Here is a 22,560-nt window from a genome sequence, read left to right on the forward strand (position 1 = left end):
CCGATACTGTCGCCGTCACCCGCACTCGGGATCCCCCTCCCGCCCGTCGAATCGTGCGATGGCGAACCCGGTCTGTGTGCTTTCGATGGGCTCCAGCGTCAGCAACATGCTTTGAACGTCGGGCCGGGATGCGTCAACCATCGACTCGCCGGTTTCGTTGCGGAGCTTCACCTCGCTGACGTCGAGGCAGACCGCGATCTCGACGTCACCGAGAGAGCCGCCGGGTGCTGTTCGAGGCTCGACCACCGTTGGTTCGCTTGCGCCTTCAACTATCCAGCCATCGGCGTGCATGGCAGTAAAAGACTCGCGAGCCTCTGCATTGGCGTCGCCGGTGGTCCACGCGTATACGTCCTCGAAGGTGGCGGGATCGCTGAGGTCGACGTTGTTGAGCGCATCGACGTAGGCGCGGTAGGTCTCCTCCGCCGCTGCGAAGGCTTCCTCCTCCGATGCGAAGACCGGGGGAGTCTCGACGGGGTCGGGAGTCGCGTCGCACGCCGTGAGCGCGGCGGCGAGCAGTCCGATCGCGAGGATCGTCGGAGCGAGGCGTGCGGTCACCCGACCACGGTAACCATCCCGAGCCAGCCGCGCCGCAGTTATCCACACCTTCAAGGGTGGGGTGAGCGGCCCGGGGTTGGCGCAGGGTGCTGTCATCCGCTCGCGAAACCGCGGATGCCGCCGAGTGACCGGTTGGGAGTGGGCGCGGTTTGCGGTGATCGGGGTGCATAGCGACAGATGGCGTCAACCGGCGGCATCCGGGGGTGGATTGCACCGAGTGACCGGTCGCGGGTGGGCGCGGTTTGCGGTGATCGGGGTGCATGGCGACAGATGGCGCCAACCGGGGGTGGCATCCGGGGGTGGATGGCGCCGAGTGACCGGTCGCGGGTGGGCGCAGTTTGCGGTGATCGGGGTGCATGGCAACAGATGGCGCCAACCGGCGGCATCCGGGGGTGGATGGCACCAAGCGACCCGCTCGCGGGTGGGCGCGGTTTGCGGTGATCGGGGTGCATAGCGACAGATGGCGCCAACCGGCGGTACCACCACGCCGGCCCCACACGCCGGCCGCCACGCCGGCCTCCAAAACGCCGGCCACACAGGCCCCCACGCCGCACCCGCCGAAGGGCGGCCGGTGAGACTCGCGGTGCGCCTCGTGCGACCGGCCCCGGAGCGACCGTACTCTTCGAGCGGGAGGTGCCCGATGCCCGCATTCGCGAAAGTGCAGAGCGCAGACCCGTGCCCGTGCGGCAGTGGCGCGCGCTTCGACGCGTGCTGCGCCCCGATCCTCTCGGGAACGCCCGCAGCCACGGCCCTCGCGCTGATGCGCTCCCGCTACACCGCCTTCGTCGTCGGGGATGCCGCACACCTCACGGCTACGTGGCATCCGGGCACTGCTCCCGAAACCCTTCACCTCGATCCCACAGTGCGCTGGACCGGCCTCGAGATCCTCGACGTGGTCGACGGGGGAGAGGCCGACAAGCGCGGCATCGTGGAGTTTCGCGCGGGATGGCGCGAGCCCGGGGGCGCGGGCGATCTGCACGAGCGCAGCCGCTTCGTGAAGCAGAGCGAGCGCTGGTGGTACCTGGACGGTGTGATCTCGGACTAGCCGCGGTGCGGCATCCGCTCAGGTGTCGTGCTCGATGGGCGCGCTGTCGTCGCGGTGGTCGTCGGTGCCGCCGGGCGGGTAGCTCGACGGCTCGGGACGGGATCGCAGATAGAGCGCGCTGGCGATGAGTCCGCCCCACACCACGACGATGGCGAGGATGAGGAATGCGATGGCCACGCCGGTCATGACGAGCCCTCCTTCCTGAGGGTGCGGTTACTGCGGGCAGGCGGCACGATCACCGGCGGCCAGGTCTGCAGCTCGTCGGGGTTCCGTCGCCACGACACCAGCGACATCGCGATGGCCGCGACGATGAGGAACACGACGGTTCCCCAGCCGAAGACCAGCAGGTACCAATCGGGCATGCCGCCGTAGCCCTCGGTCACGAGTGTGATGATGCGGGCGATGAGCATGTAGCCGAGGACGACGGGGGCGAGGACTCCGACCAGCAGCACCCAGATGCGTCCGACCTGGAAGGTCGAGACGGCGTTCAGGTGGGCGCGCAGCTCGCCACCGCGACGGAACACCCAGATCACGAAGACCGTCATCAGGATCGCCGAGAGCACGATGCCGATGTTGTTCGCCCAGTTGTCGGTGACGTCCAGAGCCAGGATGCCGGTGGTGGTGGAGTACAGCAGGATCGACAGGACCGCCGAGACTCCGCCCAGCCCGATCGCGGCCGTGCGCGGGCTGAAGCCGAACTTCTCCTGGATCGCGGCCGAGACGACCTGCAGCACCGAGATGAGCGAGGTGAATCCCGCCATGGTCAGCGAGCCGAAGAAGAGGATGCCGAACAGCGGACCGCCGGGCATCTGGGCCACGATCGCGGGGAACGTCACGAACGACAGTCCCACCCCGGCGATGCTCTCGAGCTCGCCGACGGCGATGCCCTGCTGGAACGCGAGGAAGCCGAGGGTGGCGAAGACGCCGATGCCGGCGAGGATCTCGAACGACGAGTTCGCGAACGCGACGACGAGACCCGGGGCGGTGAGGTTCGCGCGGCGACGACGGTACGACGCGTACGTGATCATGATGCCGAACGCGATCGACAGCGAGAAGAAGATCTGGCTGTAGGCGGCGATCCACACGTTGGGATCCGCCAGGGCGGGCCAGTTCGGGGTGAACAGGGCGTTGAGCCCGTCGGCGGCGCCGTCGAGGAAGAGCGCCCGGATCACCAGCACGAGGAAGGCCACGACGAGCAGCGGGAGGAAGATCACGTTGACGCGCTGCAGTCCCTTGGCGACACCGAGGGCGAGGACGACGATCGCCGCGATCCAGACCAGGGCCAGGGGGATGAGCACACCCGGGACGAACTCGAAGCTGACGCCTGGGTCGGCCCTGCGGAGGTACTCGCCGAAGAAGAAGCCCTCAGGGTCGTCGCCCCAGCGCAGGTCGAAGGAGAAGACGAAGAAGCTCAGCGCCCACGCGATGACCGCCGTGTAGTAGAGGCCGATCACGAAGGCGATCGCGACCTGGAACCACCCGAGCGACTCCAGCCACCGTCCGGACGGACCGCCGAGCCGGCGGAACGCGGTGGGTGCGGCGCCGCGGAAGCGATGCCCGATCGCGTAGTCGAGGAAGAGGATCGGGATGCCCGCGGTCACGAGGGCGACCAGGTAGGGGATGAGGAACGCGCCGCCGCCGTTCTCGTAGGCGACGCCGGGGAAGCGCCAGATGTTGCCGAGTCCGACCGCCGAGCCGATCGCGGCGAGGATGAAGCCGACCTGGCCGGTCCATTCCTCGCGCGGCTTCGCGGCGGCCCCAGGGCTGCGGGAGTCGGGCATCGCGTACCTCCAGTCCTCGTCCGGTGACCGAACGCTACCAGCGGGTGCGTGCCGGGGCCACGGTCAGCGCGACGTGTCGCCGTCCGGCTCCTCCGGCTCCTCCGGCTCGGGCCGACCGGGCGTCGGCTCGTCCGGCTCGGGACGACCCGGCTGGGTGTCGCCGGGCCCGGGCTCGGCCGGCTCGGAGCCGTCGGGCTGCAGCATCCGCTCGAGCTCGTCGTCGAGGGCGGCGCCGCCGAGAGCGGTGGTGAGCGCGGGCTCGGCGGCCTCGGTCAGCTCGATGATGTGCGTCAGCAGCTCCCACGCGCTGCGGCAGCGGAGCAGCCTCAGCTGATCGATCGGCCCGAGCGGAGCGATGCCCGCGAGTTGCCAGCTGGCCTCCATCGGGTCGTCGGAGAGCTCGATGTCGGGGTCCCAGACGGTGTCGGCGAACTCGGCGGAGCGGGCGAGCACGCGGCGCACCGTGCGCTCGGCATCCGCGCGCAGGCCCTCGAGCCCCGCGCTCCAGGCCAGTTCGGGCAGGAACCGCACCTCGGCCACCGGGTGGGGATCGTCCTCGAGCCAGGCGGTCACCTCGAAACGCCGTCCTCCCACGGCGACCAGCTGCAGGTCCTCGGCGCGCGGGACCACGTGGGTGATGCGCGCGAGCGTGCCCAGCATGAAGCGCTGATCGCCGCCGCCCGCCTCGAAGCCGCGTTCGATGAGCACGACGCCGAACTCGGGGCGCTCCTCCTCGAGCAGGCGGCCGAGCATGATGAGGTACCGCTGCTCGAAGATGCGCAGCGGCAGCGGCATGTGGGGCAGCAGCACCGATCCGAGCGGGAACATGGCGATGGCCGTCATGCCCCCAGTCAACCAGCGGGCGGGGGCGCATGGGCGGGCGACCCGGGATTTCGGCTGATCGGAGCCTGCGACCGCGGGCCGCCGTAGATTGGTGTGCATGCGGCATCCTTCGCCTGATCCGGTCCGCGACGGCCAGGAGTCCGTGTGGGACTACCCGCGTCCGCCACGGCTCGAACGGGTCGCGCAGCGGGTGACCATCGACCTGGGTGGCGAGCGCATCGTCGACACCGACGATGTCGTGCGCGTCCTGGAGACGAGCCACCCGCCGGTCTACTACCTGCCCATCGAGGCGTTCGCCGACGGGGCGCTGCGGCCCGCGGCGGGGTCGTCGTTCTGCGAATTCAAGGGGGCGGCCACCTACTTCGACGTGGTCGGTGGCGGAACGGTCGCCGAGCGGGCCGGGTGGACGTATCCGACGCCCACGGGTGCATACGCCGAACTCGCCGGCCGCGTGGCGGTGTATCCGCGTCCGATGGACAGATGCACCGTCGGCGGCGAAGAGGTTGTGCCGCAGCCCGGCGGGTTCTACGGCGGCTGGATCACCTCATGGGTCGTCGGTCCCTTCAAGGGCGGCCCGGGCTCGCTGGGCTGGTGACGAACACGATCCCGTCTGCGGGCGGGCGAAAGGAAGCGACATGGCGCGCATCATGATTCTCGGCGGACACGGCAAGGTCGCCCTCCTGGCGGCCCCCCTTCTGGTCGAGCGCGGGCACACGGTCACCTCCGTCTTCCGCAATCCCGCGCACGAGGCCGATGTGGCCGCCACCGGCGCACAGCCGGTCGTGGTCGACATCGAGACCCTCGACGTCGAGCAGCTGACCAACCTCCTGAGCGGCAACGACGCGGTGGTGTGGTCCGCAGGGGCGGGGGGCGGCGACGCCGCACGCACCTATGCCGTCGACCGGGATGCCGCCGTGCGGACGATGGATGCCGCAGCGGCCGCCGGGGTGCGTCGCTACGTCATGGTGTCGTGGCTCGGATCCCGGGCCGACCACGGCGTGCCCGCCGATGACCCGTTCCATGCCTACGCCGACGCGAAGTGGGCTGCCGACGAGCACCTGCGCTCGACCGGGCTGGAGTGGACGATCCTCGCCCCGGGCGGCCTCACGATGGACGAGCCCACGGGCGCGATCGAACTGGACCCCCGGGGCAAGGGTTCCGTCTCGCGCGCCGATGTCGCACGGGTGATCGTCGCGGCCGTCGAAGACCCGGCCACGGCGGGCCGCACGATCCGCTTCGGGGCCGGAGACACGCCCATCGAGGACGCCCTCCGCAACGCTCGCTGATTGGGTGCACGGCCCCCTCTCCGTGCTACCCTGGACCGTCACCCGTGTGGCTGTTCAGCCACGCCCGGGCGCCGGCTCCTGTCGACGTCCAGGTGGCATCGCACGAACAATCCGCTTCGCTTCGGCCGCATCCGCGCCTCCGCTCGCTCCGCGATCGGAATCGGCACGACCGCGTGTCGGAGCCCGAGACAACCAACCACAAGGACAACCCACTACATGACTACCGCAACGACCGCCCCGGCCACCAAGCAGGTCGCGATCAACGACATCGGATCTGCTGAGGACTTCCTGGCCGCGGTCGAGAAGACCCTGAAGTTCTTCAACGACGGCGACCTCATCGAAGGCACCGTGGTGAAGATCGACCGCGACGAGGTCCTCCTCGACGTCGGGTACAAGACCGAGGGCGTCATCCCCTCGCGCGAGCTCTCGATCAAGCACGACGTCGACCCGAACGAGGTCGTCAAGGTCGGCGACGAGGTCGAGGCCCTGGTTCTCCAGAAGGAGGACAAGGAAGGCCGCCTCATCCTGTCGAAGAAGCGCGCCCAGTACGAGCGCGCATGGGGCGACGTCGAGAAGATCAAGGAGAACGACGGTGTCGTCACCGGTCAGGTGATCGAGGTCGTCAAGGGCGGCCTCATCGTCGACATCGGGCTCCGCGGCTTCCTGCCCGCCTCGCTCATCGAGCTGCGTCGGGTCCGCGATCTCACGCCGTACCTCGGCCAGGAGATCGAGGCGAAGATCCTCGAGCTCGACAAGAACCGCAACAACGTGGTGCTGTCGCGCCGGGCCCTGCTCGAGCAGACCCAGTCCGAGTCGCGCTCCAACTTCCTCAACAACCTCCACAAGGGCCAGGTCCGCAAGGGCACGGTCTCGTCGATCGTCAACTTCGGTGCGTTCGTCGACCTCGGTGGCGTCGACGGTCTCGTCCACGTCTCGGAGCTGTCGTGGAAGCACATCGAGCACGCGTCCGAGGTCGTCGAGGTCGGCCAGGAGGTCACCGTCGAGATCCTCGAGGTCGACCTGGACCGCGAGCGCGTCTCGCTGTCGCTCAAGGCCACGCAGGAGGACCCCTGGCAGGTCTTCGCCCGTACCCACGCGATCGGGCAGATCGCTCCGGGCAAGGTCACCAAGCTGGTTCCGTTCGGTGCGTTCGTCCGCGTCGCAGACGGCATCGAGGGCCTCGTGCACATCTCGGAGCTGTCGGGCAAGCACGTCGAGCTCGCCGAGCAGGTCGTGTCGGTCGGCGAAGAGGTCTTCGTCAAGATCATCGACATCGACCTCGAGCGTCGCCGCATCTCGCTGTCGCTGAAGCAGGCGAACGAGTCGGTCGACCCCTTCGGCACCGAGTTCGACCCGGCCCTCTACGGCATGGTCACGGAGTACGACGAGAACGGGGAGTACAAGTACCCCGAGGGCTTCGACTCCGAGACCAACCAGTGGAAGGAAGGCTTCGACGAGCAGCGCGAGAAGTGGGAGCAGGAGTACGCTGCCGCCCAGGCTCGCTGGGAGGCCCACAAGGCTGCCGTGGTCAAGGCCATGGAGGCCGAGGCCAACGCTCCCGAAGAGGCCGCTCCGTCCTTCGCTTCGGAGAGCGGCCCGGTCGGCACCCTCGCCGACGACGAGGCCCTCGCCGCTCTGCGCGAGAAGCTCTCGGGTCGCTGATCCACACGCAACGGGCCGTCACCTTCGGGTGGCGGCCCGTTCCGCGTTCCCGGGGGAGTGTCGGAGGTGCGGCGTAATGTCGCCCCGTGACCACCGATTCCGTGTGCCTCGTCGCCGATGACGGATGCCGGGGTCCCGTGCCGCCGGATGCGCCGGTGCGCCTGTGCCGGGGCCATCTGGCAGCGGCGGCCGAGTGGGTGGACGCCGAATACGGCGTCACCGATGTGCTCCCCGCGCCGTGCAGGCTGTGCGGATGCCGCTGGGGCGTGCGGCATCGATCGGGGTGGACCTGCGGGGTGTGCGAGTGGCGCCTCGGCGAAACTGCCGACGACGAGCTTCCGCCCCCGCGGGTGGACGTGGTCTACTACCTGCGCTTCGACGATCGCGTGAAGATCGGCACGTCCGCGCGTCCGGCGGCGCGACTGTCCGCCATCCGGCACGACGAGCTGCTGGCGTTCGAGCGTGGCGACCGCCGTCTGGAGCGCCGTCGGCACGAGCAGTTCGCCGAGGACAGGTGGGACCGCACGGAATGGTTCCGGCTGTCGGATGCGCTGCGGGCGCATCTCGAGATCGTGCGCGCCGGTGAACCCGACCCGTGGGAGCGATACGCCCGCTGGTGCAGCGAGGCGCTGGCCCTCCGCGGCTGACACTTCGCGGCTGATGCTCTGCGGTGTGCGGAACGTGCGGGGCCGAGATGTCAGCATGCTCATAGGCGTCGCGCCTAACGTGAGCGATCTCAGCACTCGAGGAGGCATCATGGGATTCCTGGACAGACTGTTCGGCACCGAGCCGGAGCGCACCCCGCCGCCGGTGCCGCAGAACGCCCCGCGCCACCCGCAAGGAGGTGCGCAGCCCGTGTCGACGCAGCCCCCGCAGAGCGAGGACGAGGCGGCGATCGACCGCTATCGCTACCTCTTGCGGACCGCGCCGCCCGAGACGATCGAGCAGGTGCACGCCGAAGCGTTCGGCAAGCTGAGCGAGCCCCAGCGGCAGCAGGTGCTGGCCGAGTTGTCGGCGGGACTCCCCGCAGCCGAGCAGCCGCGATCGAGTGATCCGCAGTCCATGGCGCGCGCGGCCACCCGCGCGGAGTACATGAACCCGGGTTTCATGGAGCGCACCCTCGGACCCCGCAGGGCAGGACCCCAGGGCGGACCCTCGTTCGGCGCCATGGTCGGATCGTCGCTTCTCGGGACGGTGGCCGGCTACGTCATCGGCTCGGCGCTGGTCGGGGCGTTCCTGGCTCCCGCCTTCGCCGACGGCGGGTCCGGTGCCGAGGATGCCGGATCAGCGGATGCCGGAGCCGACGACCCCTCCGCGGGCGGCGCCGACGCGTCCGGCGACGCCGGTGGCTGGGGCGACGGCGGGTGGGGCGATGCGGGCGCTGCGGACGCCGGTGGCTTCGGCGACGTGGGGGACTTCGGGTTCTGACTCACGCCGGGGTCGTCGACGCCGCGCTTCTGCGCCGGCGGCCCCGGCGGATGAGCGCGACCGCTCCGACCACCAGCCCGATCAGCGCCACGACCACGAGGACGGGGAAGAAGATGGCGAGCGCCGTCAGGGCGAAGGCGGCGACATCCTCGACACTGCTCACGACCGGTGCGGCGACGCCCGCCGTCGCGACGTTGGCCACCGGGCGGGCCGCCGCCTTCACCACGTGCACGACCAGGGCGATGAGCACGCCCACGACGATGGGCACCCAGCCGGCATCGGCGAACAGGGAGGCGGGGTCGTCCACCCGTACCGTCTGGGCGCCTGCTCCGGCCCCGAACACGACGCCGCCCGCCGCAGGGCGGATCACCGTCTGGATGATGTCGTTGACGGAGTCCACCGCCGGCACCTTGTCGGCGATCATCTCGACGACCAGCAGGATGCCGGTGATCCACAGCGCCAGGTCGCTGGACAGCCAGGACCACGCCGCGGGCAGCTGGACCGCCGGCAGCAGGCGGTCTGCGAGTCCGAGGACGAACAGCGGCATCCACGCATTGAGGCCCGCCGCCGCCGCGAGGCCGGTACCGGTCAGGATCTCGAGCACACCTTCACTCTATGTGCGTCCGGACCCCGGCATCCATTAGCGTCACGGTATGACCGCCGCCATGCCCGGTCCGCCGCACACGGGTGCCGGGCGGGCCCGCCTCCACGCGCTGTGGGGCGGGCGGGACTTCTCGGACCAGACCCAGGAGCGGGCGGCGACCCTCAACCAGCTGCTTCTGGCAGGTGTGGTGTTCGTGCTCGCGGCATTCGTCGCGGTGGGGCCGTTCAGCGGTGACGGAGCGCTGTTCTTCCTCGGCGTGGTGATCGTCTTCGTCCTCACCGGCGCGACACTCGTGGTGCCCTGGAATCGACTGCGCTTCGGGTGGGTGGCCGTGATCCCCGCCGTGGATGTCATCGCCATCGGACTTCTCCAGCTCTCGGCGCCGCGTTCGGCCCTGGGTCTTCTGTGGGTGTTCCCGATCACCTGGCTGGCAGGCAGCTTCGGGCTCCTCGGGCTGTTCGCCGTGGCGGTGTCGATCGCCGGCATCACCGCGCTTCTGCTTCCCGCCGACCGCGGCGATGAGACCTTCTCGACCTTCCTCCTGCCGCTCGTGCTGGTCGCGGGCGCGGCCACGAGCTACCTCAACACCCGTCGCACCGAGGCGCAGCGCGTCCTTCTCGCCAAGCAGTCGGTTCTGCTGCGGCGGGTGCTGGCGCGTACGCGCCGCCAGGAGCAGGAGGTCACCGAGGTCCTCGACGCGCTCGACTTCGGCGTCGTCCGGATCGGTCCGGCGGGCGAGGTCGCCGTCACGAACGAGGCGCACGCGCAGTTGCAGCAGATCGCGAGGTGGGACGACGAGGACGCCGAGATCCCGATGTTCCGCGACGACGGCGTCACCCCGCTGCCGCGCGATGAGACCCCGCTCGCGAGAGCCCTGCGCGGCGAGGCGTTCGACGGCGCCGTGGTGTGGTTCGGGCAGCCGGGAGAGCCCCGCCAGGCGCTGTCGATGACGGTGCGGCGGCTGACCGGGACGGGCGGCGCCGACCTCGGCGCGGTGCTCGTCTCGCGCGACGTGACCGCCGAGCTGTCCGCGCTCCGCGCGCGCGACGACCTCGTGGCCTCGGTCTCGCACGAGCTTCGGACACCCCTGACGTCGATCCTCGGCTACCTGGATCTGGCGATCGAGAATCCCGACGTCCCCGAGGCGGTGCGCTCGGACCTGGACATCGCCGAGCGCAACGCCGAGCGGCTTCTCGGCATCGTCGCCGACATCCTCGCGGCATCCAGTTCGTCCTCGTCGACGATCGAGGCCTCCCTGTCGCCGCGTGAACTGGACGCCGCCGAGCTGGTGAGAGCCGCAGCGGAGGCTGCGCTGCCGCGTGCCCGGGCTCGCGCGGTGACGGTCGATCTGTCGGGGCTCGAACCCGCGCCCGTCCGTGCCGACCCGCTGCGCCTGCGGCAGGTGGTCGACAACCTCGTCGCCAACGCGATCGCCTACAACCGCGCGGGCGGCTCCATCCACCTCGGCACGACGACGGATGGTCGTGCGACCTGGATCCTCGTCCGCGACACCGGGCCCGGTATCAGCGAGGCCGATCGCTCCCGACTGTTCCAGCGTTATTACCGGGCCGGCGCGCGAGCGGGCTCCGGCACCGGCCTCGGGCTGGCGATCACCCGCGACCTGGTGCGCGCGCACGGCGGCGAGATCGCCCTCCACAGCACCGTGGGTCTGGGCTCCACGTTCATCGTCAAGCTGCCTGCCGCACGCGAACGCAACGACGGGGGAGTGCAGTGATGTTCGATATGTACAGCGTGCTGGTGGTGACCGCACTCGTGGTGAACGTCTCGGGCATCGTCTTCATCGTCGAGACCCTGCTGCGCCGGGACGAGGGCGCCGGCCGGATCTGGACGCTCGCGTTCCTGGCCGGCATGCTCACCACGCTCGCGTACCTCATCTGGACGCAGAGCCCGCACGCGTGGTGGGCGGTCGCGGCCGGCAACGGCGCGTTCGTCGCCGCGACGGGGTGCATGTGGCTGGGCTGTCGGCGATTCAACGGGCGACGGATGCTGTGGGCGTGCCTCCTGGTGACGGCGGGTGTCGGCGGTGCGGCCGTCTCGGCGGCGGTGGAGGGCGGATCGGGCGATCCCTGGGCGGGCGCGCTGTGGATGTTCGTGCCGCTTCTGGGCTTCGCGGCGGTGGGCGCCGTCGAGTGCTACCGCGGCGCGCTGCGGGAATCGCGCACCGCGTGGGTGCTCGGCGCGGTACTAGCCATCCAGGCCCTGTACTACGTCTCGCGCACGACCGCGTTCGTCACCTCCGGCCCCGACAGTCCGCTCTTCCAGAACGCCTTCGGCACCGTGCAGACCAGCTTCCTGACCGTCGTCCTCACGATCGTCGCGGTCGTGGTCGCGTCGGTCCTCCGCGCGGGGCGCGCCCCGATGCGCGGGTACCTCAGTGCGGCGCCGTCGGAGCCCTCAGGGGACGGGATCCTCGCGGACGACGCCTTCCCGGCCGCCTTCACCGCCCTGGTGGGGCGCGCGCAGCCGAAGGCGGAGTTGGTGGGCGTCATCGCGGTGCGGATCGCCGACCTCGACGAGATCTCGACCGCATTCGGCAGCGAGGTGGCGCGCGATGTCAGCGAGACGTGGCGGGCGGGCGTGCGCCGGTGGGCGCCGTCCGACGCCCTCGTCGGCGACGACGCGGCCGCGGGCATGCTCGTCGGGGCGATCATGGGCTCGGCGCGACAGGCCGAGTCCCGCGGTGGAGACATCTACCGCGGACTCATCGATGCGCTGGGCGAGGTGGCCGGGGGAGTCATCCCCGTCGTGGGCGTGGGCATCGCGCTGAGCAGCACGGTCGGCTATGACGTGGCCGAGCTCATCGACGTGGCCCGTGCGACCGCCGCCCGAGCGGCAGCGAGCGTCGACGCGGCGGTGCTGCTCGGCGAGCCCGACGGCGAAGAGGATGCTCAGGCGGCGGTGAGTCGGTAGCCGACCCCGCGGACCGTCTCGATCCACCGTGGCGTGGCAGGCGACTCGCCGAGCTTGCGGCGCAGGTTCGCCATGTGCACCTCGATCGCGCGTGCGTCGCTGTCGCTGACGAACTCGGTGCCGGTGAACGCCTCGCCCCGCAGCATGAGCGCCAGTTCGGACTTGGCGCGCACCCGCCGGCCCGAGCCGAGCAGGTCGGCCAGGATGTCGAACTCGCTGCGCGTCAGATCCAGATCGCGGCCCTCGACCGTCGCGATGCGCATCTGCGGGTTGACCCGCAGCCCGCGATGCTCGACCCACCCGTTCTCCTCGGGCACGACGCGTCCGGCGTCGGCGTCGGCGTCGGTCGCCGCGAGGACGTGGTGCCGGGGGCGCCGGAGCATCGCGTCGATGCGAGCCCGCAGCTCCCGCGGCCGGAAGGGCTTGGCGACGTAGTCGTCGGCTCCCGCCTCGAGCCCCTGCAGGGCGTCGATCTCTTCGGTGCGGGCGCTGAGCATGACGATGTACGTTCCGCTGATGAGGCGGATGCGCTTTGCGGTCTCGAACCCGTCCATCCCCGGCATGTTCACGTCGAGCGTGGTCACGAGCGGCTGGTGGGTGCGCACGAGGTCGATGCCGTCCGCGCCGTTGGCGGCACCGTGGACGGTGAAACCTGCCTGCGAGAGCACGGTGGACAGCAGGCCTCGGATGTCGGCCTCGTCCTCGATGACGACCGCGACGCGGGACTCCTCCACCGATGCACCCCCCGATGCCGGCGCTTCTTCGGCCGGCGAGTGGACGTCGGTCAGGATATCCCAGAACGCCGCTTCGAAGGGACGAGCTCGGTGGCTCATCGGAAGATGCGTGTGCCGGTGGCGATCGCCCCCACGATCGCCACCGCACCGCAGCGCGAGAAAAGGACCTGTCGTGGACGTTCGGGTCGTCCACCACGGATGCCGTCATCGACCGACGACACGGTGTCGTGGTGGTCGATCACTTCGTCCTCCCCAGGAACGCCGTCTCAACGGGTCCGGTTCTCTCGGCGTGTGCCGACGCTACAGCCGCTTGCTCAGCGTCGGCTCAAGCCCACCTCAGCACCTCCCAAAGCTTCGGCGCGCTCCGCGGTGGGCCCGTGCCATCATCGACGGATGCCGCTCGTCGCACTCACCGGGGGAATCGCCTCGGGCAAATCGACCATCGCCCGCCGTCTCGCCCACCTCGGTGCCGTGGTGGTCGATGCCGACCAGATCGTCCGCGAGGTGCAGCATCCGGGATCGCCCGTGCTCGATGAGATCGCGACCGCGTTCGGCGGGGACGTCATCCGTTCCGACGGGTCGCTCGACCGCGCCGCGCTGGGTGCGCGCGTTTTCGGCGACGACGCGGCAGTGGAGCGTCTCAACGCGATCGTGCATCCGGCGGTGCGCGCCGAGTCGGGTCGGCGCTTCGCCGAGACGCTCGCGTCGGCCCCCGATGCGGTCGTCGTCTACGACGTGCCCCTCCTCGTCGAGGCGCGGGTGGACGATCCGTGGGACCTGGTGGTGGTCGCCCACGCCCCGGCCGACGTGCGCCGCGAGCGCCTGGTGTCGCTGCGGGGCATGAGCGAGCGGGAGGCGGCGGCGCGGATCGACGCGCAGGTGTCGGACGAAGCCCGGTTGCAGGTGGCGGACGTCGTCATCGACACGACCGGGTCGCTCGCCGACACCGAACGCCAGGTGGACCGGATGTGGGATGCGCTGCCTGAGCACATCGCGCGTCGGCGCGCGGCAGACTGACGGCGCCGGCCCCGCGCCCGCACGCCGGGCGTACCCTGGAGGTGCCACGAGGAGGTGCCGCATGGGGATGCTGGACAGGTTCCGCCGGCGGCGGCGTCCGTACGCCGCGCTCACCGATGAGGAGCGGATGGCCCGCTACGTCTATCTGCTCAACACTCTTCCCGCGTCGGTCATCGAGAGCGCTCACGCGTCGGCGTTCAAGGATCTCCCGCCGGAGCGCCGCCGCGAGCTGTTCGAGCAGCTGCGGCCGTTCATGGCCGAATCCGAGCGGGATGCCGCATCCGACGATCCGATCGTGCTGGCGCGGCTGATGAGGCGGGCCGAAGAGCATCGGGCGCGCCGCGCCCAGGGGACCGATCGGGACGGCGCCGATCAGGGCAACGGAGTGCTGACCGCGCTGTCCGCCGACCCGAGGGACGCTGTCGACTCCCGCGCGATCCTCCTGACCACGGGGGCGATGGCCCTGATCGCCCACCAGTTCGTCATGACCAGCGCGGTGGCGCTGTACTTCACGGCCGGAGCCGGCTCGCTGCATCTGTCGGACGAGCCCGGCTGGGTCGGCGAGACGTTCGACGCGGGGGCGGCCGGGTTCGACGGTTCCGCCGGCGGCGGATTCGACGGCGGCTTCAGCGGTGGATTCGACGGCGGCATGGGCGGGTTCGACGGGGGCGGCGGGTTCGCCTGAGCGGCAGGTCGGCGCCCGTCGGTGCCCGCGCCGGCGCCGGTGTCGGCGCCCGCGCCTACGCTTGAAGGGTGCAGACCACCCGATCCGTCCGGCCCTTCGAGGTCGTCAGCGAGTACCAGCCCTCCGGCGACCAGCCACAGGCGATCGCCGAGCTGTCCGCGCGCATCAACGCCGGTGAGACCGACGTGGTCCTCCTCGGCGCGACCGGCACCGGAAAGTCCGCGACGACGGCGTGGCTGGTCGAGGCCGTCCAGCGTCCCACCCTCGTGCTCGCGCACAACAAGACCCTCGCCGCGCAGCTGGCCAACGAATTCCGCGAGCTGATGCCGCACAACGCCGTCGAGTACTTCGTGTCGTACTACGACTACTACCAGCCCGAGGCGTATGTCCCGCAGACGGACACCTTCATCGAGAAGGACTCCTCGATCAACGCCGAGGTCGAGCGTCTCCGCCACTCCACGACGAACTCGCTGCTCTCACGACGAGACGTCATCGTGGTGAGCACGGTGTCGTGCATCTACGGTCTCGGGTCCCCCGAGGAGTACCTGCGCGCCATGGTTGCGCTCCAGGTGGGGGAGAGGTACGACCGCGACGCGCTCATCCGCAAGTTCATCGCGATGCAGTACAACCGCAACGACGTCGACTTCTCGCGGGGCAACTTCCGCGTCCGGGGCGACACCATCGAGATCATCCCGGTCTACGAGGAGTACGCCATCCGCATCGAGCTGTTCGGCGACGAGATCGAGGCGCTGTACATGCTGCATCCCCTCACCGGTGACGTCGTGCAGAAACTCGATTCGGTCCCGATCTTCCCCGCGACGCACTACGCCGCGGGCACCGAGACGGTGCAGCGGGCCATCGGCACGATCGAGCACGAGCTCGAGGAGCGATTGAAGGAGCTCGAGTCGCAGAACAAGCTGCTCGAAGCGCAGCGACTGCGGATGCGCACCACCTTCGACCTCGAGATGCTGCAGCAGCTGGGCTTCTGCTCGGGCATCGAGAACTACTCCCGGCACCTCGACGGGCGGATGCCGGGCGAGCCGCCGCACACCCTGCTGGACTTCTTCCCCGACGACTTCCTCATGGTGATCGACGAGTCCCATGTCACGGTGCCGCAGATCGGCGCCATGTACGAGGGCGACGCGTCGCGCAAGCGGACACTGGTGGAGCACGGCTTCCGGCTGCCCAGCGCGATGGACAACCGACCGCTGCGCTGGGACGAGTTCAAGAATCGCGTGGGGCAGACCGTGTATCTGTCGGCGACCCCCGGCCGGTACGAGATGGGCATCGCCGACGGCGTCGTCGAGCAGATCATCCGTCCGACCGGGCTGGTCGACCCCGAGATCATCGTCAAGCCGTCCAAGGGACAGATCGACGACCTGCTCGAAGAGATCCGCATCCGCGCCGATCGGGACGAGCGCGTGCTCGTGACGACGCTGACGAAGAAGATGGCAGAGGAGCTCACCGACTTCCTCGGCGAGCACGGCGTCCGGGTGCGGTACCTGCACTCCGACGTCGACACCCTCCGGCGCGTGGAGCTGCTCACCGAGCTGCGCGCGGGCGTCTACGACGTCCTGGTGGGCATCAACCTGCTGCGCGAGGGGCTCGACCTGCCCGAGGTCTCCCTGGTGTCGATCCTCGACGCCGACAAGGAGGGATTCCTCCGTTCGGGCACGTCCCTCATCCAGACCATCGGGCGCGCGGCGCGGAACGTGTCCGGCCAGGTGCACATGTACGCCGACAAGATGACCGACTCGATGCGCAATGCAATCGACGAGACCGATCGCCGGCGCGAGAAGCAGGTCGCCTACAACCTCGCCAACGGCATCGACCCGCAGCCGCTGCGCAAGCGGATCGCCGACATCACCGAGGTGCTCGCCCGTGAGGCATCCGACACGGCGGCGATGCTGTCGAAGAAGGATGCCGCCCGTGCGAAGTCGGGCAAGGGCAAGTCGCCGACCCCGCAGCTGCGCCGCGAGGGCATCGCAGCCGAGGGCGCCGAGCAGCTCGAGTCCACCATCGCCGACCTCAGCAATCAGATGCTGTCGGCCGCGGCGGAGTTGAAGTTCGAGCTCGCGGCACGGCTGCGCGACGAGGTCCAGGATCTCAAGAAGGAGCTCCGAGCGATGGAGCGCGCCGGCCACGCGTAGGCGCCCGCCGTTTCGCCGCGGACGAACCCCGGAGCCCGTGTCGGAGGCCCCGCCTACACTTGACGGGTGCCCATCGTCCCCGTCTCCACGCACGCCCACACGAGCGGAAAGCTCAGTGTCCGCGGCGCACGCGTCCACAATCTGAAGAACGTCGATCTCGACATCCCGCGCGACTCCCTCGTCGTGTTCACGGGCCTGTCCGGGTCGGGCAAGTCGTCGCTGGCGTTCGACACGATCTTCGCCGAGGGGCAGCGCCGCTACGTCGAGTCGCTGAGCGCCTACGCGCGCCAGTTCCTGGGTCAGGTCGATCGCCCCGACGTCGACTTCATCGAAGGGCTCAGCCCCGCGGTGTCGATCGACCAGAAGTCGACCAACCGCAACCCGCGCTCGACGGTGGGCACCATCACCGAGATCCACGACTACATGCGTCTGCTGTGGGCGCGCATCGGCGTGCCGCACTGCCCCGAGTGCGGCGAGGTGATCCAGCGCCAGACCGTGCAGCAGATCGCCGATCAGCTGATGGAGCTCCCCGAGCGCACGCGCTACCAGATCGTCGCGCCGGTGGTCACGCAGAAGAAGGGCGAGTTCGTCGACCTCTTCAAGGAGCTCTCCGCCAAGGGCTATGCCCGCGCCGTCGTGGACGGGGAGCTCGTGCAGCTCGCCGAGCCGCCCGCACTGAAGAAGAGCTACAAGCACGACATCGCCGTCGTCGTCGATCGCCTGGTCGCCAGTTCCGACATCCTCGGCCGCATCACCGACTCCGTCGAGACGGCGCTGGGCCTGGCCGGCGGGGTCATGCAGGTGAACTTCGTCGACGAGGAGGGCGACGACGCGTGGCAGTCCTTCTCCGAGAAGCTCGCGTGCCCCAACGGGCACCCCCTGCAGCTGACCGAGATCGAGCCGCGCACCTTCTCGTTCAACGCGCCCTTCGGCGCCTGCCCCGCCTGTTCCGGCCTCGGCACCCGCATGTCCGTCGACGTCGAGCTCATGCTGGGTGACGAGGAGCTGTCGATCCGCGAGGGTGTTCTGCTGCCGTGGACCACGCAGGGCAAGGGCCTCTTCCAGTACTACGAGCGGCTGCTCGAAGGACTGGCACGCGACCTGGACTTCTCGCTCGACACGCCCTGGAAGAAGCTGCACTCCGACGTCCGCGAGGCGGTGCTGCGCGGGGAGAACTACAAGGTCACCGTCAAGTGGCGCAACCGCTACGGGCGCGAGATGCGATACGCCTCGGGCTTCGAGGGAGTCGTGCCCTACATCGAGCGGCAGTACCTGCAGGCCGAGTCCGACACCCAGCGACAGCGCTGGGCGGAGTACCTCCGCGAGGTGCCGTGCCCGGTCTGCGACGGCGCGAGGCTGAAGCCCGAGGTCCTCGCCGTTCAGGTCCACGGACACTCGATCGCCGACGCCTCCCGGCTGAGCCTCGCCGAAGCGCAGGACTACTTCGCGAAGCTGCAGCTCACCGACCGCGAGGCGAAGATCGCCGCCGCGGTGCTCCGCGAGATCCGCGCGCGTCTGGACTTCCTCATCCAGGTGGGTCTCAACTACCTCAGCCTCAGTCGCTCCGCGGGATCGCTGTCGGGCGGCGAGGCGCAGCGCATCCGCCTGGCCACGCAGATCGGCTCGGGTCTGACCGGCGTCCTCTACGTCCTCGACGAACCGTCCATCGGACTCCACCAGCGCGACAACCGCCGGCTCATCGAGACGCTCGTGAAACTCCGCGACCTCGGCAATACCCTGATCGTCGTCGAGCACGACGAAGAGACCATCCACGCGGCCGACTGGATCGTGGACATCGGACCGCGGGCCGGCGTCGAGGGCGGCAACGTCGTTCACTCGGGCCCCCTCGACCAGATGCTCGCCGACAGCGGTTCGATCACGGGCGACTACCTGGCGGGACGCCGCGAGATCCCCACCCCGGCGAAGCGTCGACGCATCGACAAGAAGCGGCAGATCTCCGTGGTCGGAGCGCGCGAGAACAACCTGAAGAACGTCACCGCGGACTTCCCGCTGGGCGTCCTCACGGCGGTGACCGGCGTGAGCGGTTCGGGTAAGTCGTCGCTGGTCAACGGCATCCTCTACGAAGTGCTGGCCACTCGCCTCAACGGTGCCCGACGGGTCGCCGGCAAGCACACGCGCGTCACCGGGCTCGACAACCTCGACAAGGTCGTGCACGTCGATCAGGCGCCGATCGGACGGACCCCTCGCTCCAACCCGGCGACGTACACCGGCGTGTTCGATCGCGTGCGCACTCTGTTCAGCGAGACCCCCGAGGCCAAGGCGCGGGGCTACCAGCCCGGGCGCTTCAGCTTCAACGTCAAGGGCGGGCGCTGCGAGGCGTGCTCGGGAGACGGCACGATCAAGATCGAGATGAACTTCCTTCCCGACGTGTACGTCGACTGCGAGGTGTGCCACGGCAAGCGGTACAACCGCGACACGCTCGCCGTGCACTACAAGGGCAAGAACATCGCCGAGGTGCTCGAGATGCCGATCGCCGAGGCCGCCGAGTTCTTCGAGCCGATCCAGGCGATCCACCGGTACCTCAAGACCCTCGTGGACGTCGGCCTCGGCTACGTGCGCCTCGGCCAGTCCGCGACCACGCTGTCGGGTGGCGAGGCCCAGCGGGTCAAGCTCGCCACGGAACTGCAGCGCCGATCCAACGGCCGCAGCGTGTACGTGCTCGACGAGCCGACGACCGGGCTGCACTTCGAGGACGTGCAGCGCCTGCTCGAGGTGCTCAACGGCCTGGTCGACAAGGGGAACACCGTGATCGTCATCGAGCACAACCTCGATGTCATCAAGTCGGCTGACTGGATCATCGATCTCGGACCCGAAGGGGGCTCCGGCGGCGGCGAGATCGTCGCAACGGGCACCCCCGAGCAGGTCGCCCGCGTCGAGCGCAGCCACACCGGTGCGTTCCTCGCCGAGATCCTCGGCGCCGCGCAGCAGCGTCGCAAGGCCGGCTAGGCGCCCCACCGCGATGGCAGACCAGCTCCCGTACAAGCCGAAGGCGGGGGAGATCCCCACCAACCCCGGCGTGTACCGGTTCCGCGACGCGAGCGGCCGGGTGCTCTACGTCGGCAAGGCGAAGAACCTCCGCGCCCGCCTCTCCAACTACTTCGCGCCCCTCCGCACGCTCCACGAGCGGACGCGTCGCATGGTGCTGTCCGCCGCGTCCGTGGAGTGGACGGTCGTGGCGACGGACGTGGACTCGCTGCAGCTGGAGTACCAGTGGATCAAGGAGTTCGATCCGCCGTTCAACGTCCGCTACCGCGACGACAAGTCCTACCCCTTCATGGCGGTGACCCTCGGCGACGAAGCGCCCCGCGTGATCGTGACGCGCAACGGCAGGATCCGCGGTGCGAAGTACTTCGGGCCGTATCCGAAGGTGTGGGCCGTGCACGACACCATCGACCTGTTGATCAAGGTCTTCCCGATCCGCACCTGCAGCGACTCGTCGTACAAGAAGGCCATGGCGACCGGTCGACCGTGCTTCCCCGGTCAGATCGGCCGCTGCGGTGGGCCGTGTTCGATGCGGGTGACGATCGAGGAGCACCGAGCGATCGTCGACGACTTCGTCGCCTTCATGTCCGGCGGCGATCAGCGGTTCGCCCGCGAGCTGACCGCGCGCATGCGCGAGGCCTCCGCGGCCATGGACTACGAGGCGGCCGCGTCGTACCGTGACAAGCTCCAGGCCATCGAAGCCGTGCTCGGCAAGAGCGCGCTGGTGCTGGCCCCCGACACCGACGCCGACCTGTTCGGCATCGCCGAGGACGAGCTGGCCGCCGCGGTCCAGCACTTCGTCGTCCGCGGTGGTCGCGTCCGCGGTGTGCGGGCGACCACGATCGAGAAGGAGCTCGACATCACGGGCGCCGATCTGGTCGATCAGATCCTCCAGCGCACCTACGGCGACGCGGCCCCCGCCGACATCCCCCGGCAGGTGCTCGTCCCGACGATGCCCGATGACGCCGGAGAGCTCGAGCAGTGGCTGCGCGAGCGTCGCGGACGCAACGTCACGATCCAGGTCGCTCAGCGGGGGCGCAAGGCGGACCTCATGAAGACGGCGACGCTCAACGCCCAGCAGGCGCTGATGCTGCACAAGACCCGGCGAACGAGCGACTATGTCGCGCGGTCCCAGGCTCTGACCGATCTTCAGTCCGCCCTCGGGCTCGACGAGGCGCCGCTGCGCATCGAATGCTTCGACGTGTCGCACCTCGGCGGGACCAACGTCGTGGCTTCGATGGTGGTCTTCGAGGACGGGCTGCCGCGCAAGGACCAGTACCGATCGTTCTCGGTCGCCGAGACGACGGACGACACGGACTCGCTGCACCAGGTGCTGATGCGCCGCCTCGCCTACCTCGACCGCCCCGACGAAGCCGACGACCAGCCCGAGCCGGACGCCGTGCTCGATGCGGACGCGCCCGTGGTGACCGAACGTCGCAAGCCGCGGTTCGCGTACCGCCCGCAGCTGCTCGTCGTCGACGGCGGGCGCCCGCAGGTGGAGGCGGCGGCGCGTGCGCTGCGCGACGCCGGGCACGAGGAGCTCGCCCTCTGCGGCATCGCGAAGCGGCTCGAAGAAGTCTGGCTGCCGGGGGAGGACTATCCGGTGATCCTGCCCCGCACCTCCGAAGCGCTCTACCTGCTGCAGCGGCTGCGCGACGAAGCCCACCGCTTCGCCATCACGCACCAGCGCCGCAAGCGCAAGCGCGACATCCAGAGCGTGCTGGCCGAGGTGCCGGGGCTGGGGGAGGCGCGCATCCGCGCGCTCCTGCGGCATTTCGGTTCGGTCGCCGCGCTCAAGAACGCGAGTCCGGACGAGATCGAGGCGCTGCCCGGGGTGGGGCCCAAGCTCGCCGCCGCGGTGCACGCGCATCTGGCGAGCGGCTAGGCTGGGTCCGACGACGGGGGTGGTCATGACCGACGGAGAACGCCGGGAACCGGGCGAGATCCTGATCGTGACGGGGATGTCCGGTGCCGGCCGCTCGACAGCGGCCAACGCCCTCGAGGACCTCGACTGGTACGTCGTCGACAACCTGCCGCCGCAGATGCTGCGTCCGCTCCTCGATCTCACGGGCCTCGCGGGGGAGTCGCTGCCACGCATCGCCGTGGTCGTGGACGTTCGGGGTCGCGATCTCTTCTCGGAGCTGCCCCGGGCCGTGCAGGCCCTCCGTGAGCGATCGAAGCTGCGCGTGCTCTTCCTCGACGCCGCGGACGACGTGCTGGTCCGCCGGTTCGAGGCGGTTCGCAGGCCGCACCCGCTGCAAGGGGACGGGACGCTGCTGGACGGCATCGTGCAGGAGCGCGAGCGACTGGCGGTGGTCCGGGAGGACGCCGACGTCATCATCGACACGTCGCAGTTCAACATCCATCAGCTCGCCTCGCGCATCGTGGACCTCTTCGCCGATGAGACCGATGCCCGGCACACCCTCACGGTGGTCAGCTTCGGCTTCAAGTACGGACTGCCGCCGGACGCGGATCTGGTCGCCGACATGCGCTTCCTGCCGAACCCGTTCTGGAATGACGCCCTTCGCGCGCAGACCGGCGAGGACGCCGAAGTCCGGGACTACGTGCTCGCCCAGCGCGGAGCGACCGAGTTCGTCGACGCGTACGCGGCGGCGCTGCGCCCCGTGCTCGAGGGCTACCAGCGCGAGAACAAGCGCCACTCCGTGGTCGCCGTGGGATGCACCGGGGGCAAGCATCGCTCGGTGGTGATGACCCGGGAGCTCGCCGAGCGGCTGTCCTCGGTCCCCGGCGTCGCGGTCAAGGTGAAGCATCGCGACCTCGGTCGCGAGTGACCGGATCGGTGCCCGCCGCCCCGCGCGGGTAGGCTGGACGATCG

Annotated in this window: 21 protein-coding genes; 14 read left to right on the forward strand and 7 right to left on the reverse strand. The window is 69.8% G+C overall.

All coding sequences use genetic code 11. From position 1 onward, the window contains the following. Positions 1 to 15 precede the first annotated feature (15 nt). Positions 16 to 555 carry a hypothetical protein gene (locus tag Q9S36_RS28590; RefSeq protein ID WP_311288220.1) on the reverse strand — a complete coding sequence of 180 codons (540 nt, stop codon included), beginning with the start codon at positions 553 to 555 and terminating at the stop codon, positions 16 to 18. Between the two features lie 640 nt (positions 556 to 1,195). Here Q9S36_RS28590 and Q9S36_RS28595 point away from each other — a divergent pair. Then, positions 1,196 to 1,600 (forward strand): YchJ family metal-binding protein, encoded by a 405-nt coding sequence (locus Q9S36_RS28595; protein WP_311288221.1) that lies wholly within the window; start codon positions 1,196 to 1,198, stop codon positions 1,598 to 1,600. 18 nt (positions 1,601 to 1,618) lie between these two features. On the opposite strand, the gene Q9S36_RS28600 is transcribed toward Q9S36_RS28595, so the two are convergent. The 3 genes from Q9S36_RS28600 to Q9S36_RS28610 form a co-directional block, all read right to left on the reverse strand. After that, positions 1,619 to 1,786 carry a methionine/alanine import family NSS transporter small subunit gene (locus Q9S36_RS28600; protein ID WP_311288222.1) on the reverse strand — a complete coding sequence of 56 codons (168 nt, stop codon included), beginning with the start codon at positions 1,784 to 1,786 and terminating at the stop codon, positions 1,619 to 1,621. Continuing rightward, positions 1,783 to 3,381, reverse strand: a complete 1,599-nt coding sequence (locus Q9S36_RS28605; protein WP_311288223.1) for a sodium-dependent transporter — start codon at positions 3,379 to 3,381, stop codon at positions 1,783 to 1,785. Before Q9S36_RS28605 ends, Q9S36_RS28600 begins: the two co-directional genes overlap by 4 nt. A gap of 63 nt (positions 3,382 to 3,444) precedes the next feature. Beyond that, on the reverse strand, positions 3,445 to 4,224 hold the full coding sequence (locus Q9S36_RS28610; RefSeq protein ID WP_311288225.1) for an LON peptidase substrate-binding domain-containing protein: 780 nt from the start codon (positions 4,222 to 4,224) through the stop codon (positions 3,445 to 3,447). 97 nt (positions 4,225 to 4,321) lie between these two features. Between Q9S36_RS28610 and Q9S36_RS28615 the strand changes: the two genes are divergently transcribed. From Q9S36_RS28615 to Q9S36_RS28635, 5 genes are all read left to right on the forward strand, one after another. Next, on the forward strand, positions 4,322 to 4,819 hold the full coding sequence (locus tag Q9S36_RS28615; RefSeq protein ID WP_311288226.1) for a DUF427 domain-containing protein: 498 nt from the start codon (positions 4,322 to 4,324) through the stop codon (positions 4,817 to 4,819). A gap of 40 nt (positions 4,820 to 4,859) precedes the next feature. After that, positions 4,860 to 5,510: an SDR family oxidoreductase gene (locus tag Q9S36_RS28620; protein ID WP_311288227.1), complete on the forward strand. Its 651-nt coding sequence runs from the start codon at positions 4,860 to 4,862 to the stop codon at positions 5,508 to 5,510. Positions 5,511 to 5,726: 216 nt separating this feature from the next. Continuing rightward, positions 5,727 to 7,172 (forward strand): 30S ribosomal protein S1, encoded by a 1,446-nt coding sequence (gene rpsA / locus Q9S36_RS28625; RefSeq protein ID WP_251449521.1) that lies wholly within the window; start codon positions 5,727 to 5,729, stop codon positions 7,170 to 7,172. 86 nt (positions 7,173 to 7,258) lie between these two features. Further along, positions 7,259 to 7,819 (forward strand): GIY-YIG nuclease family protein, encoded by a 561-nt coding sequence (locus Q9S36_RS28630; RefSeq protein WP_311288228.1) that lies wholly within the window; start codon positions 7,259 to 7,261, stop codon positions 7,817 to 7,819. A 109-nt stretch (positions 7,820 to 7,928) separates the two neighbouring features. Beyond that, positions 7,929 to 8,600, forward strand: coding sequence for a hypothetical protein (locus Q9S36_RS28635; RefSeq protein WP_311288229.1), 672 nt, complete (start codon positions 7,929 to 7,931; stop codon positions 8,598 to 8,600). A gap of 1 nt (position 8,601) precedes the next feature. Here Q9S36_RS28635 and Q9S36_RS28640 read toward each other — a convergent pair whose 3' ends face one another. Continuing rightward, positions 8,602 to 9,204, reverse strand: a complete 603-nt coding sequence (locus tag Q9S36_RS28640) for a DUF4126 domain-containing protein (protein ID WP_311288230.1) — start codon at positions 9,202 to 9,204, stop codon at positions 8,602 to 8,604. Positions 9,205 to 9,253: 49 nt separating this feature from the next. Here Q9S36_RS28640 and Q9S36_RS28645 point away from each other — a divergent pair, with 49 nt between their 5' ends. Both Q9S36_RS28645 and Q9S36_RS28650 read left to right on the forward strand, forming a co-directional pair. Beyond that, the gene (locus Q9S36_RS28645) at positions 9,254 to 10,939 is read left to right on the forward strand and encodes a HAMP domain-containing sensor histidine kinase (protein WP_311288231.1); all 1,686 of its coding nucleotides are present in this window, start codon (positions 9,254 to 9,256) and stop codon (positions 10,937 to 10,939) included. Beyond that, complete coding sequence (locus Q9S36_RS28650) at positions 10,939 to 12,135, forward strand: hypothetical protein (protein WP_311288232.1); 1,197 nt, start codon at positions 10,939 to 10,941, stop codon at positions 12,133 to 12,135. The genes Q9S36_RS28645 and Q9S36_RS28650 overlap by 1 nt, the downstream gene beginning before the upstream one ends. Here Q9S36_RS28650 and Q9S36_RS28655 read toward each other — a convergent pair. Next, positions 12,114 to 12,968 carry a response regulator transcription factor gene (locus Q9S36_RS28655; protein WP_251449527.1) on the reverse strand — a complete coding sequence of 285 codons (855 nt, stop codon included), beginning with the start codon at positions 12,966 to 12,968 and terminating at the stop codon, positions 12,114 to 12,116. The genes Q9S36_RS28650 and Q9S36_RS28655 overlap by 22 nt on opposite strands. After that, the gene (locus Q9S36_RS28660) at positions 12,965 to 13,111 is read right to left on the reverse strand and encodes a hypothetical protein (protein ID WP_311288233.1); all 147 of its coding nucleotides are present in this window, start codon (positions 13,109 to 13,111) and stop codon (positions 12,965 to 12,967) included. Before Q9S36_RS28660 ends, Q9S36_RS28655 begins: the two co-directional genes overlap by 4 nt. Before the next feature lie 151 nt (positions 13,112 to 13,262). Here Q9S36_RS28660 and coaE point away from each other — a divergent pair, with 151 nt between their 5' ends. From coaE to rapZ, 6 genes are all read left to right on the forward strand, one after another. Beyond that, the gene (gene coaE / locus Q9S36_RS28665; RefSeq protein ID WP_311288234.1) at positions 13,263 to 13,886 is read left to right on the forward strand and encodes a dephospho-CoA kinase; all 624 of its coding nucleotides are present in this window, start codon (positions 13,263 to 13,265) and stop codon (positions 13,884 to 13,886) included. Positions 13,887 to 13,947: 61 nt separating this feature from the next. Beyond that, complete coding sequence (locus Q9S36_RS28670) at positions 13,948 to 14,571, forward strand: hypothetical protein (protein ID WP_311288235.1); 624 nt, start codon at positions 13,948 to 13,950, stop codon at positions 14,569 to 14,571. 68 nt (positions 14,572 to 14,639) lie between these two features. Next, a complete protein-coding gene (uvrB, locus tag Q9S36_RS28675) occupies positions 14,640 to 16,721 on the forward strand; it encodes an excinuclease ABC subunit UvrB (protein ID WP_251449531.1) in 2,082 nt (693 codons plus the stop codon). A gap of 66 nt (positions 16,722 to 16,787) precedes the next feature. After that, on the forward strand, positions 16,788 to 19,688 hold the full coding sequence (uvrA, locus tag Q9S36_RS28680) for an excinuclease ABC subunit UvrA (RefSeq protein WP_251449532.1): 2,901 nt from the start codon (positions 16,788 to 16,790) through the stop codon (positions 19,686 to 19,688). Between the two features lie 13 nt (positions 19,689 to 19,701). After that, entirely contained in the window at positions 19,702 to 21,609 is a 1,908-nt protein-coding gene (gene uvrC / locus Q9S36_RS28685; protein ID WP_311288236.1) for an excinuclease ABC subunit UvrC, read from the forward strand. 25 nt (positions 21,610 to 21,634) lie between these two features. Then, positions 21,635 to 22,516 (forward strand): RNase adapter RapZ, encoded by an 882-nt coding sequence (rapZ, locus tag Q9S36_RS28690; RefSeq protein WP_251449534.1) that lies wholly within the window; start codon positions 21,635 to 21,637, stop codon positions 22,514 to 22,516. The last annotated feature ends 44 nt before the right edge of the window (positions 22,517 to 22,560 follow it).

This window comes from Microbacterium sp. ARD31, assembly GCF_031844425.1.

Excerpts from the sequence above, each read along its gene's own strand:
- Q9S36_RS28655 (WP_251449527.1), bottom strand. The coding sequence starts at position 12,968 with ATGAGCCACCGAGCTCGTCCCTTCGAAGCGGCGTTCTGGGATATCCTG.
- rpsA (WP_251449521.1), top strand. The coding sequence starts at position 5,727 with ATGACTACCGCAACGACCGCCCCGGCCACCAAGCAGGTCGCGATCAAC.
- Q9S36_RS28610 (WP_311288225.1), bottom strand. The coding sequence starts at position 4,224 with ATGACGGCCATCGCCATGTTCCCGCTCGGATCGGTGCTGCTGCCCCAC.
- Q9S36_RS28620 (WP_311288227.1), top strand. The coding sequence starts at position 4,860 with ATGGCGCGCATCATGATTCTCGGCGGACACGGCAAGGTCGCCCTCCTG.
- uvrC (WP_311288236.1), top strand. The coding sequence starts at position 19,702 with ATGGCAGACCAGCTCCCGTACAAGCCGAAGGCGGGGGAGATCCCCACC.
- Q9S36_RS28650 (WP_311288232.1), top strand. The coding sequence starts at position 10,939 with ATGTTCGATATGTACAGCGTGCTGGTGGTGACCGCACTCGTGGTGAAC.
- coaE (WP_311288234.1), top strand. The coding sequence starts at position 13,263 with ATGCCGCTCGTCGCACTCACCGGGGGAATCGCCTCGGGCAAATCGACC.
- rapZ (WP_251449534.1), top strand. The coding sequence starts at position 21,635 with ATGACCGACGGAGAACGCCGGGAACCGGGCGAGATCCTGATCGTGACG.
- Q9S36_RS28670 (WP_311288235.1), top strand. The coding sequence starts at position 13,948 with ATGGGGATGCTGGACAGGTTCCGCCGGCGGCGGCGTCCGTACGCCGCG.
- Q9S36_RS28605 (WP_311288223.1), bottom strand. The coding sequence starts at position 3,381 with ATGCCCGACTCCCGCAGCCCTGGGGCCGCCGCGAAGCCGCGCGAGGAA.
- Q9S36_RS28635 (WP_311288229.1), top strand. The coding sequence starts at position 7,929 with ATGGGATTCCTGGACAGACTGTTCGGCACCGAGCCGGAGCGCACCCCG.
- Q9S36_RS28615 (WP_311288226.1), top strand. The coding sequence starts at position 4,322 with ATGCGGCATCCTTCGCCTGATCCGGTCCGCGACGGCCAGGAGTCCGTG.
- Q9S36_RS28645 (WP_311288231.1), top strand. The coding sequence starts at position 9,254 with ATGACCGCCGCCATGCCCGGTCCGCCGCACACGGGTGCCGGGCGGGCC.
- Q9S36_RS28595 (WP_311288221.1), top strand. The coding sequence starts at position 1,196 with ATGCCCGCATTCGCGAAAGTGCAGAGCGCAGACCCGTGCCCGTGCGGC.
- Q9S36_RS28600 (WP_311288222.1), bottom strand. The coding sequence starts at position 1,786 with ATGACCGGCGTGGCCATCGCATTCCTCATCCTCGCCATCGTCGTGGTG.